Genomic DNA, 17,105 nt, shown 5'->3' with positions numbered 1-17,105 from the left:
CCCATGACCCAGACGCGGCTGTATTTCACCACCGGCAAGTTCGAAGCTGAGCGCGTCTTCGCGGCGCTTGAGCTGGCCTTCGAGGATGAAGGCCTGCCGATCGCCGTGCTGGAGGTCGACGAGGACCGAGACATCCACGAGGTCTCGCTTTACGCCGACGGCGACGTCGACGGGGTCGAGGCGCGGGTCAAGGACATTCTCGCGGGCCTCGCTCTGCCGAAACCGATCGAGCGCGAGGTGTTGCCCGACATCGACTGGGTGGCGCGTTCGCTGGAGGGCCTGAAGCCGGTGCGCGCCGGCCGTTTCTTCGTCCACGGCGCGCATGACCGCAGGAAGCGCCACAGCGGCGAACTCGCCATCGAGATCGAGGCCGGCCTTGCCTTCGGCACTGGCCATCACGGCACCACATCAGGCTGTCTGGAAATGCTGGAGAAAGTGGTGCGGCGCGAGCACCCGCGCAATGCGCTCGACCTCGGCACCGGCAGCGCCGTTCTGGCCATCGCCGTTGCCAAGCTGGCGCACATTCCGGTGCTGGCCACCGACATCGACCCCGTGGCGGTGGAGGTCGCCGCCGCCAATGCGCGGCTCAACCACGTCAAGGCACTCATCGAAACGGTGACAGCGCCGGGTTTTCACCACCCTATCTTCGGCAAGCGCGCCCCCTTCGATCTTATCGTCGCCAACATATTGGCGCGGCCGCTGATGAGGCTGGCGCCGCAAATGGCCGGGCACATCGCGCTTGGCGGCTCGATCGTGCTGTCGGGCATTCTCGATCGCCAGCGCGACGCCGTTATCTCGGCTTATGTCGGCCAGAATTTTCGGCACGTGCACACGCTGCACCGCGAAGGCTGGGTGACGATCCATCTCAAGCATTGACGTCGTGGCTGGACCAAAAGACGCCCTAGTGGGTGTGCAATCTGGCTCGGCAGACATGCCAAGCCCCTATGCGCAGCAAACCTAAAACCACCCAGCGAATTCGACTAGGCTTTCAAGCGGGGAATCACCGGCGCAGGAAATATGCCTGAAGCTTGGACGCGTTTGATGGCATCGCGTCGAATTGCCAAAGTCCCCGCGTCCACAAACGCAACGACATTAGGGGGTGCAACACTCGGAGAAACACCGACCTTTTTCTGACCTTCCACTTTCAGATCAAGCGAAAGTTGCACGCCTGAATCCTGACGCCTGGTCATCCCCCATCCTCCTGCAACGAGTGCCTACCTAGACAGTTTGCTCTTTGTCTGACAGGTCCGCAATAATTTTCGCTTCATATTCTGACTGATTGTCGAGCGGTATGCGAAACACCGGAAGGGCAGATTTCGGCAACTGCTTGATCAATGCCCCGTCCTTTTTTCGATCCGCGGAAGGCCGAAACAGCCTGAGATAGTTTCTTGGCGCTACGCCATCATATTGGCGAAACACAACCCGCCCCTTATCCTCAGGGTCTTCGGTTACCGAATCGTTATGAAGTGCAACAGCCAAGCTCTTATCGTAAGGTTCGATGTAAATGACTGACGTAATCCCCGCCGCGACAATATGCCTGGCACAATTGTGGCAGGGGTAGACGCTGGTATAAAGGGTTGCATTTGAAAGAGAGTTCCTACCCTCACGAGCTATTGAAAGTATGGCCTCCATTTCAGCATGGATAGACCTCGAAAACTCAATCAACGAATCGATCTCTGTGCCCTTCAATAAATTTCTAACATCAAGATACGTCTGCCCTTTCTTCAAAATACCAGATTTCGATATTTTCATAGCTATCTTGTCAACAATATCCGTTCTTCTGGTTTCATTATGGCAAACACATCGTCCCCACTTGAAACATCTATTGTCATTGTCGACTAGAGCCTTCTTTTCCACACTCCATACCGACTGATCATCTTCATTGTATAGGCCGCCGCCAAAGCGAGGGACATCATTCCAGCCCACCGAGATAAGCTCACCCCCCTCAGAGACAATTGCGGCGCCCACTTGACGTGACATGCAAGCCGAATTTGCCGCCGCTGAGCTAGCCTCATACATCGCAGATTCTGCTCTTGTCGGGGTATGGACAGAGGTGTTAAAGGTTATGGAAAGGTACCTTGAAATCTTCTTTCTAAGTTCGTCGATCTTGTTGTCATTACAAACAAAAAAATCGGCCTCCACAAATATCTTTCTAGTTTTCTGTCCGAAGGTTTGGATTTCTATACGGTCACGATCCATGATCCTTTTAACTGAATCATCCGGGACCCCGTTGTTTTTAAGTCTAGATGAACGCAAATTATCGGGTGCAAAAACCCCAAAAACACAAAGCGTTTCTCCGTATATTTGCTTTAATAGATTAAGTTCGTCTGTATTTTTAAGCGAATCAATTATGTAAGCACGACGTCCCGGAAGCAAAAGGCCATTCTCCGAAAGGCCACCATTTTCCTTACGAAATTTGTATATTCTCTCGATTGCTTTTTCAGCGAGGTAGTTGCCGCCAAAGCGCTCTCTAAGGCTGTTTCCCGCCGTCTGCATCTCAGTGATGTATTCATCCAAAGGCGCATTCGGGATGCCCGCCGTTCGTACGCGGTGAGCTTCCGCACGGATAATCTCGCTTGGCTTTATTGTGGGACAGACATTGTAGCCAAAGTCCTGCGTAAGAATGTCGCGGATAAATCCTGCTGCCGTCGACACCCCGGATCCCACCGGCCCGACTAAGGCAATGACAAGCTCTTGCGAAAGACGCTCTGCGATATTTGTTGCAACGCTTGTCTGCTCTCGCTTTTCGAGAAGGTCGTGTAATGCTGTTGAAGCCATGGATGATTGCCCCTCCCATCCTGCGACTTCAATTGAAGCGCACGAAAACTACTTTTGTCAAATTCGTTGACTAACTATCATGATTTTCAAATCCACCCACTAGCGAAACCAACCAGTCCTTGTGCTCAAGCGAGCACAAGGAGGCCCATTATGGTCCAGATCTTCGTTCCGGGCGCCGTGAGAATTTGCCTGCCGCGTCAGATTGGCAGCGTCCGGCACTCGGTCCGGTTCCGCGGCCAGCGACCAGTTCTCCCGCCTTAGAATTTGATGCCCAGATTGGCCTTGAAGCCATTGTCGAAGGCATCCGCCCCGAACTGTCCAGCATAGGACAGGCCGAGCGTGGCGTTGCGCGCCAGCTGCACGTCGAAGCCGGCTTCCACCAGCACCGCATCCCTGGCGATCGGCACCCCGGCGATGGTGAAGTCGTCGCCACCGGCAAAGGCGACGGTCGACAGCGGCGTCACGTCGCCAAAGGCATGGCGCCAGCCGAGCATGCCACGCGCGGTCGCCGCAACGCCGCCAATGGTGATGTCGGTCGACGCCCTGACGCCGAGCGTGGTGAAGGTCGCATCCGACGTTGAGCTGCCGCTGGTCAGCGCCGCGGCGCCGCCGCTCTCGCTGAAACCATCCGTGTGCAGGTTGACATAAGCGAGATTGGCGAAGGGTTCGAAGGCAAACGGCCCTGCGTCTGTCTTGTAGGCCAGTTCGCCGAAGGCCTGCGCGGTCGCGGCGTCATAGTCGGCCGACAGACTGTCGGTGAAGCTCTGGAACGCGACGGCGCGCGACGTGGAGATCCGATGCCAAGTGTAGGCGGCACCAGTCCTGAACGCGATGGCGCGCCAATTGGTCCCGCCATAGAGGCCGAGGTGGTAATTGTCGCTGTCGCCGGAAGAATGCCTGTCGTCGGCATCGAAGCTGGTGCGGCTGTAGCCGCCGACCACGCCGATCCGCCAGTCGCCGGCCAGGCCATCGGCGCCGACCAGCAGACCGCCCGTCGACCGGTCGAAGGCGGCCGCATTGCCGTCGCTGTCGGTGCTGCCCCAGGAGCCAAATCCCTGCGACCAGATGGCGAAGCGGTCAGTGTCGGCGGCGACCGGCTGAACGCCGTCCTCGCCATAGGCCATGACCGGCAGCGAGGCGGTCTTGCCGCTGTCGCCGAAGGCACCGCGCAGGCGCGCCGTCACCGCGTCCTGCAGCAAGTGGCTGTCCTGCAGCAGCATGCCCTTGGCCGAGGCATGGATTTCACCCGAAAGCTGGTCGAAAGCGGCCTGCGCCGCCGCGTCGCTCGGCAAGGCGAGCACAGCGCTGACCAAGGCACTGCTGGCCGCGCTCTCCAGCCCGTCGGCAGTGGCAATCTGGTTCAGCGTCACACCGGCCGAGCCGAAGGTCTGCGTCTGGGTGACATCGACATAGGCATGCGTCGCATCCGACGTTGTGCTCAGCCTGACAAAGGCAGAGACCTGCGGATCTCCGACCAGGGTGAAGGTTCCGCTGACGCTGGCGGCTTCGAGCACCGTGTAGCGGGTGCCCGCCACCAGGCTACCCAACCCGATATTGCTCACCGTCAAGCCGGCGCCGCTGACGATTGTCGCCGCGCCGGACACCTGGATCAGGTCGGAAAGGCCAGTGGAATTGAGTTCCACCGCATAGGTCGAGCCGGCCCGAAATTGGGCGGAGTTGTTGACGGTCAGCGTGCCGATCGTGTTCTTGCCAGGCGCGACCGTGCCGGAAGCATCGAGCACGCCAACCGTGCCGCCGCCGCCGAGCGTGGCGCCGCTATCGACTGTAACCCCCGCATTGCCAAGCGAGCCGGAGACCAGCAAGGTCCCGGCCTTCACCTCGACCCCGCCCGACAACGGGCTCGAACCCGACAGCTCGAAAGTTCCCGTGCCGTCCTTGATCAGCCCGTTGGTACCGGTGATGACGCCCGAAAACACCGTCGAGCCGTTGTTGCCTCCGGTCGTCAGCTTGCCTGACCCGGCATTAACCGCTCCCGCGCCGGCAAGTGAACCGATCGCCTGGTCGAAATTGTTGAGATCGAGCGTTGCGCCGCTTTCGATCGTATAGGCGCTGTTTGCGCTGAAAATGTTGGGGCTCAGGCCCGCCTTCAGCGTACCTTGGGCGACGTCGGTGGCCGTTGCATAGGTGTTATTGCCAGCAAAACCCTCTATTGTCAGCGTGCCGGCCCCCGTCTTGGTGAACGTCCCGCTCGGCGTGCCGTCGTCTCCCATGCTGGCGGAGGTGCTGACGTCGAAGCCATTCGTGTCGATGGTGCCGCCGGCGGCGCCGAACAGGATAGAACCATTGGCCAGGGTGAGGTTCGCACCCGCCTGCAGCGTGCCGCCATCCAGCGTGATCGGCCCAACACCCAAAGCATAATCGGCCGTGGCCCGGATCGTCCCCTCCTCGATCCGGGCGCCTGAGCCGAAACTGTTGTTGTTGGTGAGCACGAGCGTGCCGGCACCGGTCTTGACGATCGCGGATGGATCGCTGAGGTCCGAAATCTGGCCGGCATAGGTTCCGGTTGATCCGGATCCGACGTTGATCGTCTGGCTGAGATCGATGGTCAGGTCGTTGTTGATGGTGACGCCATTCTGGATATCGATCACCGTTCCGCTGAAGGCGGAAAGCACGCCGGTTCCCAACGCGTTGTTGTTGCCGAGGCTAAGCGTGCCGCCATAGAGGTTTGTGCCGCCGGTGTAGGTGTTTGCTCCATTCAAGGTAAGCAAGCCATTGCCGCTCTTGGTGAGGCCCGCGCCTGAGATCACTCCATCCGCCGTAAAATGAGCACCGGCATAAACCGTGAAAACGGTGTCGGAGGCCAGATTGAAACTGGCACCGGCGTCCAGATCGGGAAGGAGATTGTTCGTTTGCACGTTGATCGCGGCCTGCCCGGAGGCCGCGAAGTTCAAAACGCCGTTTGTAAACCGGTAGCCACCAGAGGTGCTCGTGGCATTCAAGTTCAGCGTGCCGACCGTATAGGGTCCGCCAGTCAGGAAAACGGTATAGCCGAGCCCCTGGTCCGGCGCATCATGGTTGAAGTTCGCGACCGCATCGACGCCGTTGGGAATCGTTTCGGGAGTCCAGTTCGCAGCTATGCCCCAATCGCCGCTGTTGTGAATGAAATCCTCGGCCGAGGCGGCACCGGAGTTGATCGGCGTTACAGCGGCCGCAATCAGCCCGGCTATCAGCAGAGCCGGAAGCGACGTGGACGACAGAAGCGAGCCCGCAAGCCGCGCATTCACCTCGCCATGGCCTTTGGCACGCACTGTAGAAACGGAATGTCTCATGAAAATCCCCCGACCAGCCATCCCTTGGCTGAATCGACCCTTGAAGCCCATGGCGACGCTACGAAAACCGCCGCCGACAGACAAGCGAATGTAGGCCGTAAAAATTACCGGAACCAAGCAACACGGTGCCCAGACAAGAAATCAGAGCAAATCCGTTGCGAATTTGCATCAATCAATAGTTGGCCACACCAGATGCCGGACTGCTAACAAGCACGGTTTCTGCCGGCTGACTGGCTCAAGATAATAGTCCTCTTTTTCAACATCGATCCTGCAAGCGGCGCGCGGCAAGCATCATGGCGTTCAACAGCGTGGCAGAATTGGTCCGCCGACACCAACCTTGACCGGAAGGCCCCACTCCCGCGGTCAAGGCAAGAAAACCCGAACCAGATAGCTTGCCGTGCGAAGTGACGCACGCTCAAAAAGCAGCCTTTTCTGACTTTTTCTGGTTGCAATTCCCGGTGCTGGCCGCAGCGCGGCAATGCCGTGTCGTGTCGGGGATGAGGAACGACAACCCAGCTTTCGTGCTGCTGGACCAGCCCCATTCGGTTGTCAGCCAGACGGCGCTGTAGCAGTTTGCGCCGGCCGGAAATCGATTCCGATTTCCGGGCCTATAGGCTACGGTCAGGCCAGCATCAGGAGGCCCATCATGTTCCAGACCTTCGATTCCGCGGGCGACCCGGCAGTCGGCAAGCCGCGCGTGGCGCTGCTGCGCCAATGGCTGGCTGCAAATGGCCTCGATGGTTTTATCGTTCCGCGCGCGGACGAGCATCAGGGCGAATATGTCGCCGACCGTTCGGCACGGCTGAAATGGCTGACCGGCTTCAGCGGCTCGGCCGGCGTCGCCATCGTGCTGCGCGACCGCGCCTTCATCTTCGTCGATGGGCGCTACACGCTGCAGGTGCGCAGTGAGGTCGATCTCGGCATCTTTTCGGTCGAAAGCCTGGTCGACAACCCGCCCGCCGTCTGGCTCAAGGACAATATCGGTAAGAGCGCGCGGCTGGGCTTCGATCCATGGCTGCACACGATCAGCGAGGTCAAGGCGCTGCAGGCCGCGGCCGACAAGACCGGCGCGGTGCTGGTGCCGCTCGAGAAAAACCCGATCGACATCATCTGGAAGGACCAGCCTGCCGCACCGGTGACCCCGGTCGAGTTGCACCCGATCGGCTTTGCCGGCGAACTCGCCAAGGACAAGCTGGTGCGGCTGGCAGCGGCGATCGGCAAGGACGGCGCCACCCATGCGGTGCTGACCGACCCTTCCTCCATCGCCTGGGCCTTCAACATCCGTGGCGGCGACGTGCCGCACACGCCGCTGGCGCTCGGCTTTGCCATCCTTGCCGCCGACGGATCGCACCAGCTGTTCATGGACAAACGCAAATTCTCGCGTCAGGTCGCGGCCTATCTCACCCAGCTTGCCGATCCACACGAGCCCGGCGAATTCGAGGCGGCGATCGCAGCACTTGCCAAGGGCGGCGCCAAGATCGCGCTCGACCCGGTGCTGGCGGCCGACCGGCTGCGCATGCTGGTCGAGGACAATGGCGGCACGGTGATCGCCGCCCCCGACCCGGCCCGCATCCCGCGCGCCACCAAGAACCAGGCCGAGATCAACGGCTCGCGCGCCGCGCATCGCCGTGACGGTGCGGCGGTAGCCAAGCTTTTGTGCTGGCTGGAGCGCCAGAAACCCGGATCGCTGGACGAGATCGCGGTCGTCACCAGGCTGGAAGAGAGCCGCCGGCAGACCGGCGAGGAAACCCAGATGCCGCTGCGCGACGTCTCCTTCGACACCATTTCCGGCGCCGGCCCGAACGGCGCCATCATGCATTACCGCGTGTCGCGCGCCACCAGCCGCAAGCTGCAGGCGGGCGAGCTGTTCCTGCTCGATTCCGGCGCGCAGTATCAGGACGGCACCACCGACATCACCCGCACCGTGCCGATCGGCCAGCCGACCGAGGAGATGCGCGAGCGCTTCACGCTGGTGCTGAAAGGCATGATCGGCATTTCCACGCTGCGCTTCCCTGCTGGCACGCGCGGCTCGGAGATCGACGCCATCGCCCGCATGGCGCTGTGGAAGCATGGCTGCGATTTCGCCCACGGCACCGGCCATGGCGTCGGCTCATACCTCGCCGTGCATGAAGGCCCGCAACGCATCGCCCGCACCGGCACCGAAAAGCTGCTCGAGGGCATGATGCTGTCCAACGAACCCGGCTACTACAAGGAAGGCGCCTACGGCATCCGCATCGAAAACCTGATCCTGGTGACGCCAGCCGAACAGATCGAGGGCGGCGACATCGCCATGCACGGCTTCGAGACGCTGACGCTGGCGCCGATCGACATCCGGCTGGTGCGGACCGACCTCTTGACGCGCGAGGAGTTGCATTGGCTCGACACCTACCATGCCCGCGTGCTGGCCGAGATCGGACCGATGCTCGACGGCGAAACGCTGGCCTGGCTGGAGAAGGCGACCGCGCCGCTGCCGCACGACGCGAAGATCTAGATTTTCTGAGGCGCGAGGGCGTGTCGAGATTCAGGTCAGGACGAGCCGAAAACGGCGGATTCCGAGAACCGGAGCGGAGCGTACTTTTGGGTACGTGAGCACCGAAGCGCAAGAAGCCGCCGTTTGCAGGCCGTCATCACCTGAATATCGACATGCCCTACCCGACGAACTGCCGGGCCACGATCAACACCGCTGCCCCGGCCAAAAACATCGACATCAGCCCGCCCCGCAGCGAGACCACGGCGGTAACAACCAGCGCCGCCCATTCCGCCGGCCCGGCATTCAACAGTTCCGGCGCCACCAGCGTCGTCAGCACCGCCGCCGGCACGGCGTTGAGGCCGGCCTCGACGCGCGGATGGATGTTTTCGAAGCGGGAGATGACCAGATGTCCGCCGATGCGCGTCAGATAGGTGGCGATCGCACCGGCGATGATGATCCAGAATGTCGTGCTCATGGCCTTGTCTCCACGCCGCTATGGTGCGGTGGCAGGATGACGGCGAGCAGCACGCCGGCAATGGCGCCGATAGAGACGTGCCAGGGCGAGCCGACCGTCTTGTAGGCAATGATCGAGGCGCAGGCACTGGCGACCACCACCGGCAGCCACAGCGGCCGCTTGCGGAACCCCAGCACCAGGCCGAGAAAGTAGATCGGCAGCAGGAAATCGATACCCAGCGCATGCGTGTCGGGGATCAGCTTGCCGAACACCGCGCCAAGCGCGCTCTCGATCACCCAGAACACATAGACCGGCAGGCCAAGCCCCAGATACCAGGCAAAGCCGACGGTCTGGCCGGATTGCGCCCGGGCTTCGGCCACGGCGTATTGCGGATCGGTGAGGATGAAATAGCCGAGCGCTTGGCTGATGACAGGCCAGTGCGCGATGCGCCGGCCGATACCGGCGGAATAAAGCACATGGCGGAAGTTGACCGCGAAGATCGACAACACGATCAGCCACGGCGCGACATGCTGGCCGAACAGCTGGATGCCGACCATCTGGCTGGCGCCGCCGAACACTAGCGCGCTCATCAGGAAGGCTTCGAGGACCGAAAAACCATTGTCGACGGCAAGCGCCCCGAACAGCACCGCGAACGGCGCCGACGCCACCACGACAGGCATGGAGAGCCGCACGCCCTGCCAGAAGTCGCTTCTGCCGCCGCTCTCGGAAATCACGTCCGTCGCCATCGATCGCTCCCAGGGTCGAAACCGTCGATGTAGGTAGTGCAGCCCGTCTTGTCACACGAATTCGCTTGAGCCAAACGATCAGCGGAAATGATCGTCGCCACGCTCCAGATGAAACTTAGTCCTTCGCGATTCTGCCCTCGATCGCCCTGCCCCAGTCGAGCAGCGGCCTGGCGCGCAAGGTGAAATCGACGAGTTCCTCGACCAGTTCCGGCCCGTGGATGCCAGCCGGATCGATCGCATGCCGGACGGCGAAATGCCGGTTGCGGATGGCAGCGACAAGATCCTGGTCGGTGACATGCTCGAAGCCGCGCGGCGTGCGCTTCATGCGATCCTCTGCATCCAGTTCGAGGCCGTTCTTCTTCAACGCCTTCACCATGGCGCGAAACCTGTCGGGCCACGTCTCGATGGCGCGCCGCATCGCCAGCAGCAGCGCGGCTTCCGGCTGCCACCAGGCGACGCCGGCAAAGCAGCCCTCCAACCCGATATGAATGTAGAACACGCCCTGCACGGCTTTGCTGCCATCCGGCGACAGAATCGCCGAGACATGCCGATTATAAGGCCGTTTGTCCTTGGCGAAGCGCACGTCCCGATTGATGCGGAACAGTGACTTCTTGCGGTCGCCGCGCAGACCGAGACCCGCCTCTGCAAAACGCTGCGTCAGCGTCTCGACAAGATCACCCAGAGGATCGCGCAATTCCTGTTCGAACAGGTCGCGGTTCTCCAGAAACCACTCCCGGCTCTGGTGGAAATCCAGCGCCTTCAGGAACGGAATGGCTTTCGGGCCGAACCCTTTGAACGCCATCACGACTTGCCGACCCGCTGCAGCCAGGTGTCCTCGTCGATGACTTCGACGCCGAGTTCACTGGCAAGCTTGAGCTTGGAGCCGGCGCCCGGTCCCGCCACCAGCAGATCGGTCTTGGCCGAAACCGAACCGGCGACCTTGGCGCCAAGACGCTCGGCCATCGCCTTGGCCTCCGAGCGCGTCATCTTTTCCAATGAACCGGTGAAGACGATGGTCTTGCCGGCAACCTCGCTGTCGGCCGAGACGGTGACGATATAGGGCTTCGGCTTGACCTGTTCGAGCAGCTTGTCGAGCACGTCGTCATTGCGCTCATTGCCGAAGAAATCGCGCAGCGCATCGATCACCGTGTCGCCGATACCGTTGACCGATGGGAAGACGGTGTGCGGATCCTCCGCCGCCGCCGTCTCCTTGCCGACGCGGATCAGCTCCTCGATGGTGGAAAAGGTCTTGGCAAGCACGGCGGCTGTCGTCTCGCCGATATGACGGATGCCGAGCGCGAAGATGAAGCGGTCGAGTTCCGGCTCGCGGCGCGAATCGATGGCCGCGAACAGCTTATCGAGGCCTTCATAGTTGCGATCCTCGACGCTGCGCACATTCTTGCGCGTCTTGCCGGATGCCGCCTCGCGCTGCCTGGCCTGCTCCTCGCGCCGCTCGGCCAGCGCCTTGGTGACGGCGGGGCGACGGTCCCTGAGCGTGAAAATATCGGCGGCCGTCTTGATCAGTCCGGCGTTGAAGAACGTATCGATGTTCTCCGCGCCAAGGCCTTCGATATCCAGGGCGCCGCGCGAGACGAAATGGCGCAATCTTTCCACGGCCTGTGCTGCGCAGATCAGCTCGCCGGTGCAGCGCCGGCGCGAATCTTCCTTGCCGGTCTTCTCGTTGATCTCGCGCGTCGCCGGCGAACCGCAGACCGGACAGCTATGCGGGAATTCGTAAGGCACGGCATCAGCCGGACGCTTGTCGATGACGACACTGACGATCTGCGGAATGACATCGCCTGCCCGCTGGATCACCACCGTGTCGCCGATGCGCACGTCGATGCTGTCGCGGATCGGCAGGCCGTTGCTGTCGAAACCCTTGATGTAATCCTCATTGTGCAGCGTGACGTTCTCGACCACGACGCCGCCGACCGTGACGGGCGCAAGCCTTGCGACCGGCGCCAGCGTGCCGGTGCGACCGACCTGGATGTCGATCTTCTCTACCGTCGTCATGGCCTGCTCGGCCGGGAATTTGTGGGCGACGGCCCAGCGCGGCTCGCCGGTGACGAAACCCCAGCGGCGCTGCAGCTCCAGCTGGTCGACCTTGTAGACGACGCCATCTATGTCATAGCCAAGCGAGGAGCGTTGCTCCTCGATCCGATGGTAGTGCGCGACCAGTTCCTCGGCCGACTTCGCCCGCACCATCAACGGGCTGATCTTGAACCCCCAATCCGCAAATTTCTGCACCGATTCGTACTGGGTCGGCGCCGGATCCGCGGTCGTGAAGCCCCAGGCATAGGCGAAGAATTTAAGGTTGCGGCTGGCGGTAACGGAGGCGTCCTTCTGGCGCAGCGATCCGGCCGCCGTGTTGCGCGGATTGACGTAATCCTGACCGCCGGCCGCGGCCGAGCGCTGCTTCAGCGCCTCGAACTCCGCATAGGTCATGTAGACCTCGCCGCGGATCTCGATGGTCTCGGGCCAGCCCGATCCTTTCAGCTTGGCGGGAATGTCGGCGATGGTCCTGAGGTTCGCGGTGATGTCCTCACCGACCGCGCCGTCGCCGCGCGTCGCGCCCTGCACGAACACGCCGTTCTCATAGCGCAGCGATGCCGACAGCCCGTCGATCTTCGGCTCGGCGGTGAAGGCGATATCGAGGTCCTTGTCGCGGTCGAAGAAGCGCCGGCCGCGCTCGATGAAATCGGTGACATCCTCGTCGGTATAAGCCTTGGCGAGGCTGAGCATCGGCACGGCATGGCGCACCTTGGCGAAACCCTCGGCAGGCGGCGCGCCGACCCTGCGTGATGGCGAATCCTCGCGCACCAGATCGGGAAAACGCTCCTCGATGGCAAGGTTGCGCCGCGTCAGCGCATCATAGGCGGCGTCCGAGATTATCGGCGCGTCCTCGGCATGGTAGCGCCGATCGTGCTCGGCGATCTGCTCCGCAAGGCGCTTCAGCTCGGCTTCAGCCTCGCTTTCGCTGAGCGAATCGACAGGTTTTTCAGCCATGCTTTTCTCCCCCGAACGGTGGCGCGCCACAATAGAGCATGATCCCGAAAAGTGGGAACCGGTTTTCAGAAAAGATCATTCCTGAACAGCAGGATGGAGCCATATCCTGACTCGCTGCCATATCCTAAATCGGCCATCACGCCGTATAGTCTCATGCCGCGTTTGTATTTTCGCGCAGCAGTCGCTCGGCGGCGGCGCGAGCCTCGTCGGTGATCGTTGCGCCGGCCAGCATGCGGGCGATCTCTTCCTGCCGCGCCGGCCTGTCCATCTCGGCAATGCCGGTCGCTACCCGGTCCGTGCTGCCCGATTTGGAGATCAGGAAATGCGTCGCCGCGCGCGCCGCCACTTGCGGCGCATGGGTGACCGACAGCACTTGCACGCGCTTCGACAGCCGCGCCAGCCTTTGGCCGATCGCATCCGCCACGGCGCCACCGACACCGGTGTCGATTTCGTCGAAGACCAGCGTCGGCGCCGAGCCGCGATCGGCCAGCGCCACTTTCAGCGCCAAGAGGAAGCGCGACAGCTCGCCGCCGGACGCCACCTTCATCATCGGGCCGGGCCGCGTGCCGGGATTGGTGCGCACCCAGAACTCGATCTGGTCGATACCCTCTTCCATGCGGCTCTCGGCCTCGCTCTTCATCTCGACGATGAAGGCGGCACGTTCGAGCTTGAGCGCCGGCAGTTCGGCCATCACGGCCTTGGTCAGGCCGACCGCCGCCGCGTGGCGGAGCGAAGACAGCTGTGCTGCGGCGATGTCATACGCCTCGCGTGCCGCGGCGGCCTGCTTTTCCAGCCCATGCAGACGCTCCTCGCCGGCGTCGAGATCGGCGAGATCGGCTACCATCGTGTCACGCAATTGGGCCAGATCGTCGACGGCGACGCTGTGTTTGCGCGACGCCGCGCGCAGCGAAAACAGCCGCTCCTCCGCCTTCTCCAGCCGCTGCGGGTCATACTCCGTTGCGCGAAGTGCCGCCTCGACACCCGATTGCGCCGCATCGAGCGACAGCATGGCTTCGTCCAGTGACTTGACCACATCCTCGAGCAGGCCGGGCGCCTCCGTCGCCTTGCGCTGCAGCCGTCTCAGCAGACTGGCGAGTTGCGGCAAGGGCGAAGATGGGCCGGACAGCACATCCTGCGCGTCGTGGATTTCGGACGCGATCTTTTCGGCGCGCATCATATGGGCGCGCAGTTCGGCAAGTTCCGTTTCCTCGCCAGGCTGCGGATCGAGCTTGGTGAGTTCCGCAACCGCGGCGCGCAAATAGTCGGCCTCGCGCGCGGCGGCCGCCACCTTGGCGCGGTGGCGCGTAAGCTCCTGCTCGCCGGCGCGCCAATGCCGCCAGGCCTCCCCGGTCGAGCGAACGGCGCCGAGATGGCCGCCGAAAGCGTCGAGCACGTCGCGGTGGGCGCCGGGGTCGACCAAGGCGCGCTCGTCGTGCTGGCCGTGGATCTCGACCAGCGCACGCCCGACATCGCGCATCAGGGTCACGCTGGATGGCTGGTCATTGACGAACACGCGGGTGCGGCCGTCCGCCGTCTGCACGCGGCGCAGGATGATGTCGCCGTCATCCTCGATGGCGTTTTCGACAAGCAGCGCGCGCACCGGATGGTTGCGCGGCACATCGAACACGGCAATCACCTGGCCTTGCGCCGCGCCATGGCGCACCAAAGAGGCGTCGCCGCGCGCGCCAAGCGCCAGCGACAGGGCATCGAGCAGGATGGATTTGCCGGCGCCGGTTTCGCCGGTCAGCACGGAAAGGCCCGGCTGGAAGTCGATATCCAGCTTCTCGATCAGGACGATATCGCGGATCGACAGTCTGGAAAGCATCAGAACCCGGACCTCAGGCAATTCCAGGAAACGTGCGGAGCGTTTTTCCCACCGGAATTGCGTAGAACAAAAAGTTGGGACGGCTCAGCGCTTCAAATCACACTGAACCGCCGTGGAGCGGCACGCGACCAATCGGAGTCGCAGCGCCGCACTATCTTTTTGTTTCAGCATCGGATCAATCCGAAAAGCGCGCCGCTGCGACGCGCTTTACGGATCAGGCGCCGGTGATCAGCTTCCCGGCCTTGGATATCCACGATCCGGCATTTTCGCGCGGCGCAAGCCCGTTGCTCTGCAGGAGCTTGTAGGAATCCTTGTACCATGAGCTGTCAGGATAGTTCGTGCCAAGCACCGCGGCGGCCGTCTGGGCCTCCGAGGTCAGCCCCAACGCGTAGTAGCTTTCGGTCAGGCGGGCCAACGCTTCCTCGACATGGCGTGTATTGGAATAGTTCTCCACCACGGTGCGGAAGCGCTTGACGGCGGCAATGTATTCGCGGCGCTCCAGATAGTAGCGGCCGATCTGCATTTCCTTGCCGGCGAGCTGATCGTTGGCGAAGCGGATCTTCTCCTTGGCGTCGTCGACATATTCCGATGTCGGCCAGCGCGTGACCAGATCCTGCATCGTCTGCAGGGTCTGGCGCGCTTCCTTCTGGTCCTGCGTCACATCCTTGATCTGGCGATAGTAGCTCAGGCCGATAATGTACTGTGCGTAAGGCGCGTCATCGGTGGACGGATACAGCGCCAGATAGCGCTTGGCCGACGAGATCGCGTCGTCGTAGCTGCCCTTTCGATAGTCGGCGAACGCGCCCATCACCATCGATTTACGGGCCCATTCCGAATAGGGATGCTGGCGGTCGACGGCGTCGAACTTCTTGCTCGCCTCGTCCAGGCGGCCGGCATTCAAATTGGCGAGACCCTGATTGTAGAGAACGTCGGCGGGCTCGGTCTGGTCGACATAGGTCGACAGGTCGATGTCTTTCTCCGACGACATGCAGGCCGACAGAAAGAGCGATGGAACAACCAGCGAAAGCGCCAGGATAACAGACCGCTGGCGCGCTTTCGATTGACCGGCTCGCTTGAAGAACATGATTGGATTGCGCCCTTTCGGCGTTATTTTAATGCCTCTTGCATGCTGTTGTCCCAAAACTGGTCCCCACTTTTGAGCGACATGCACTAATCGACGGCAGCAGCCATAAACCATAACCGCCTTGCCCGGCAACGCTATCTCCGGGCAATCGCGCATTTTTGTGGCGGCGCGGCGGCACTGGAACATCCCTGTGATTTCGCCGGACGATGATGCATTCCTGCAACACTAAGGCATCGCGCCACAAAGTGCGAAAACGTTGCGAGTTCAGATCATCCAGGGTGCGTAGAGCGGCGCATTGACGGCGCTCATCTCCGCCGCGCGGCCACGCTCGCGGCGCGTCGTCTCGACAATCTCGAAGGCCGTGCGGTCCGACAGCAGGCGCCGCAGCGCGGCGGCATTCATCCTGTGGCCGCCGCGATAGGAGCGGAAGCAGCCGATGAAGCGGGCTCCGGCCAGCGCCAGGTCGCCCATGGCGTCAAGCGTCTTGTGGCGTACGAATTCGTTGGGATAGCGCAGGCCGCCCATATTGATGACGCGGTTGTCGTCACCGATCACCAGCGAATTTTCCAGCGAGGATCCCAGCGCATAGCCGGCGGCCCACAGCCGCTCGACATCCTTCATGAAGCCGAAGGTGCGAGCCCGCGCAATGTCGCGGCGGAAAATATCGGCATTGAGGTCGGAGGCAAACAGTTGGCGACCGATGGCCGGGCTTTCGAAATCGATCTCGATCTCGAAACGGGTGCCGTCATAGGGCCTGAACTCCGCCCAGGAGGCACCGTTCTCGATACGGACCGGCTTGACGACCCTGATGTAGCGCCGCTTGACCGACAGCATCTCGATGCCTCCCTGATCGATGGCTTCCACGAAGGCCATGGCGCTGCCGTCGAGGATGGGAACCTCGGAACCGTCGATCTCGATAACGACATTGTCGATCCCAAGCCCGAACAGGGCAGCCATGATGTGCTCGACCGTGGCGATGTGCTCGCCCGCGGGATCGCCAAGCATGGTGCACAGATCGGTGGCGCCGACCTCGGCAACCAGGGCGCGGAACTCGCGGCCCTGCCCGTCTCCGTTGACAAGCTGGAACACGATGCCGGTGTCGGCATCCGCGGGCAGGAAACTGATGGAAACTTCTTTGCCGCTGTGAACGCCGGTGCCGGTAAGCGACGCGCGCGTCTTCACTGTCGTCTGATAGTCGTGCAAGACAATCCCCATAAGCCCGAAATGCCTAGGTCCGCTTCTCCAGCCCGAGGGCGCGGCTCTTGTGAAAATCGGCAGGCAGGGTCACTTCCCCCGAAATCCCGGCACACCGACTATGGTAGGCAGCGAAGATAATGTTCCGGCAGGGAGACTCCAAATCACGGTTTCTTACCCTTTGTAACCGCAAGTCGGAGCGAGCTCGATATTGTAACCTTTTGATTTTGCAGCATTTAAAACGTTAACAGGCAAGCA

12 protein-coding genes are annotated in these 17,105 nt (G+C 61.9%); 2 read left to right on the top strand and 10 right to left on the bottom strand.

Translation table 11 applies throughout. From position 1 onward, the window contains the following. The first annotated feature begins 3 nt into the window (after window positions 1-3). A complete protein-coding gene (locus tag JN279_RS18605) occupies window positions 4-876 on the top strand; it encodes a 50S ribosomal protein L11 methyltransferase (RefSeq protein ID WP_202353574.1) in 873 nt (290 codons plus the stop codon). Between the two features lie 104 nt (window positions 877-980). Here the strand turns inward: JN279_RS18605 and JN279_RS18600 are convergent, their stop codons facing one another. From JN279_RS18600 to JN279_RS18590, 3 genes are all read right to left on the bottom strand, one after another. Beyond that, a complete protein-coding gene (locus JN279_RS18600; RefSeq protein ID WP_202353573.1) occupies window positions 981-1,190 on the bottom strand; it encodes a hypothetical protein in 210 nt (69 codons plus the stop codon). A gap of 28 nt (window positions 1,191-1,218) precedes the next feature. Further along, window positions 1,219-2,778: an anti-phage dCTP deaminase gene (locus JN279_RS18595; RefSeq protein WP_202353572.1), complete on the bottom strand. Its 1,560-nt coding sequence runs from the start codon at window positions 2,776-2,778 to the stop codon at window positions 1,219-1,221. 257 nt (window positions 2,779-3,035) lie between these two features. Further along, a complete protein-coding gene (locus JN279_RS18590; RefSeq protein ID WP_202353571.1) occupies window positions 3,036-6,068 on the bottom strand; it encodes an autotransporter outer membrane beta-barrel domain-containing protein in 3,033 nt (1,010 codons plus the stop codon). Between the two features lie 646 nt (window positions 6,069-6,714). Here JN279_RS18590 and JN279_RS18585 point away from each other — a divergent pair. Continuing rightward, window positions 6,715-8,559 carry an aminopeptidase P family protein gene (locus JN279_RS18585; protein ID WP_202353570.1) on the top strand — a complete coding sequence of 615 codons (1,845 nt, stop codon included), beginning with the start codon at window positions 6,715-6,717 and terminating at the stop codon, window positions 8,557-8,559. Window positions 8,560-8,716: 157 nt separating this feature from the next. Here the strand turns inward: JN279_RS18585 and JN279_RS18580 are convergent, their stop codons facing one another. From JN279_RS18580 to lpxC, 7 genes are all read right to left on the bottom strand, one after another. After that, the gene (locus JN279_RS18580; RefSeq protein WP_202353569.1) at window positions 8,717-9,013 is read right to left on the bottom strand and encodes an AzlD family protein; all 297 of its coding nucleotides are present in this window, start codon (window positions 9,011-9,013) and stop codon (window positions 8,717-8,719) included. Next, on the bottom strand, window positions 9,010-9,738 hold the full coding sequence (locus tag JN279_RS18575) for an AzlC family ABC transporter permease (RefSeq protein WP_096447419.1): 729 nt from the start codon (window positions 9,736-9,738) through the stop codon (window positions 9,010-9,012). The genes JN279_RS18580 and JN279_RS18575 overlap by 4 nt, the downstream gene beginning before the upstream one ends. Before the next feature lie 115 nt (window positions 9,739-9,853). Then, window positions 9,854-10,543: a DUF2461 domain-containing protein gene (locus JN279_RS18570; RefSeq protein WP_202353568.1), complete on the bottom strand. Its 690-nt coding sequence runs from the start codon at window positions 10,541-10,543 to the stop codon at window positions 9,854-9,856. Then, entirely contained in the window at window positions 10,540-12,744 is a 2,205-nt protein-coding gene (gene ligA, locus JN279_RS18565; RefSeq protein WP_096447423.1) for an NAD-dependent DNA ligase LigA, read from the bottom strand. The genes JN279_RS18570 and ligA overlap by 4 nt, the downstream gene beginning before the upstream one ends. Window positions 12,745-12,895: 151 nt before the next feature. Next, window positions 12,896-14,569 carry a DNA repair protein RecN gene (recN, locus tag JN279_RS18560; protein ID WP_096447425.1) on the bottom strand — a complete coding sequence of 558 codons (1,674 nt, stop codon included), beginning with the start codon at window positions 14,567-14,569 and terminating at the stop codon, window positions 12,896-12,898. Between the two features lie 214 nt (window positions 14,570-14,783). Next, complete coding sequence (locus JN279_RS18555) at window positions 14,784-15,653, bottom strand: outer membrane protein assembly factor BamD (RefSeq protein WP_096447427.1); 870 nt, start codon at window positions 15,651-15,653, stop codon at window positions 14,784-14,786. A gap of 264 nt (window positions 15,654-15,917) precedes the next feature. After that, window positions 15,918-16,868 (bottom strand): UDP-3-O-acyl-N-acetylglucosamine deacetylase, encoded by a 951-nt coding sequence (lpxC, locus tag JN279_RS18550; RefSeq protein ID WP_096447429.1) that lies wholly within the window; start codon window positions 16,866-16,868, stop codon window positions 15,918-15,920. Window positions 16,869-17,105 lie beyond the last annotated feature (237 nt).

The sequence above is a fragment of the Mesorhizobium sp. 113-1-2 genome, assembly GCF_016756475.1.
GTDB classification, from domain to species: domain Bacteria; phylum Pseudomonadota; class Alphaproteobacteria; order Rhizobiales; family Rhizobiaceae; genus Mesorhizobium; species Mesorhizobium loti_C.
Note: the sequence above shows the minus strand (reverse complement) of the source record. Positions and strands in the feature narration are given on the sequence as shown.

Coding starts and splice junctions, on each gene's coding strand:
- lpxC (WP_096447429.1), bottom strand. CDS start 16,868: ATGGGGATTGTCTTGCACGACTATCAGACGACAGTGAAGACGCGCGCG.
- JN279_RS18575 (WP_096447419.1), bottom strand. CDS start 9,738: ATGGCGACGGACGTGATTTCCGAGAGCGGCGGCAGAAGCGACTTCTGG.
- JN279_RS18605 (WP_202353574.1), top strand. CDS start 4: ATGACCCAGACGCGGCTGTATTTCACCACCGGCAAGTTCGAAGCTGAG.
- JN279_RS18600 (WP_202353573.1), bottom strand. CDS start 1,190: ATGACCAGGCGTCAGGATTCAGGCGTGCAACTTTCGCTTGATCTGAAA.
- JN279_RS18555 (WP_096447427.1), bottom strand. CDS start 15,653: ATGTTCTTCAAGCGAGCCGGTCAATCGAAAGCGCGCCAGCGGTCTGTT.
- JN279_RS18580 (WP_202353569.1), bottom strand. CDS start 9,013: ATGAGCACGACATTCTGGATCATCATCGCCGGTGCGATCGCCACCTAT.
- recN (WP_096447425.1), bottom strand. CDS start 14,569: ATGCTTTCCAGACTGTCGATCCGCGATATCGTCCTGATCGAGAAGCTG.
- ligA (WP_096447423.1), bottom strand. CDS start 12,744: ATGGCTGAAAAACCTGTCGATTCGCTCAGCGAAAGCGAGGCTGAAGCC.
- JN279_RS18595 (WP_202353572.1), bottom strand. CDS start 2,778: ATGGCTTCAACAGCATTACACGACCTTCTCGAAAAGCGAGAGCAGACA.
- JN279_RS18590 (WP_202353571.1), bottom strand. CDS start 6,068: ATGAGACATTCCGTTTCTACAGTGCGTGCCAAAGGCCATGGCGAGGTG.
- JN279_RS18585 (WP_202353570.1), top strand. CDS start 6,715: ATGTTCCAGACCTTCGATTCCGCGGGCGACCCGGCAGTCGGCAAGCCG.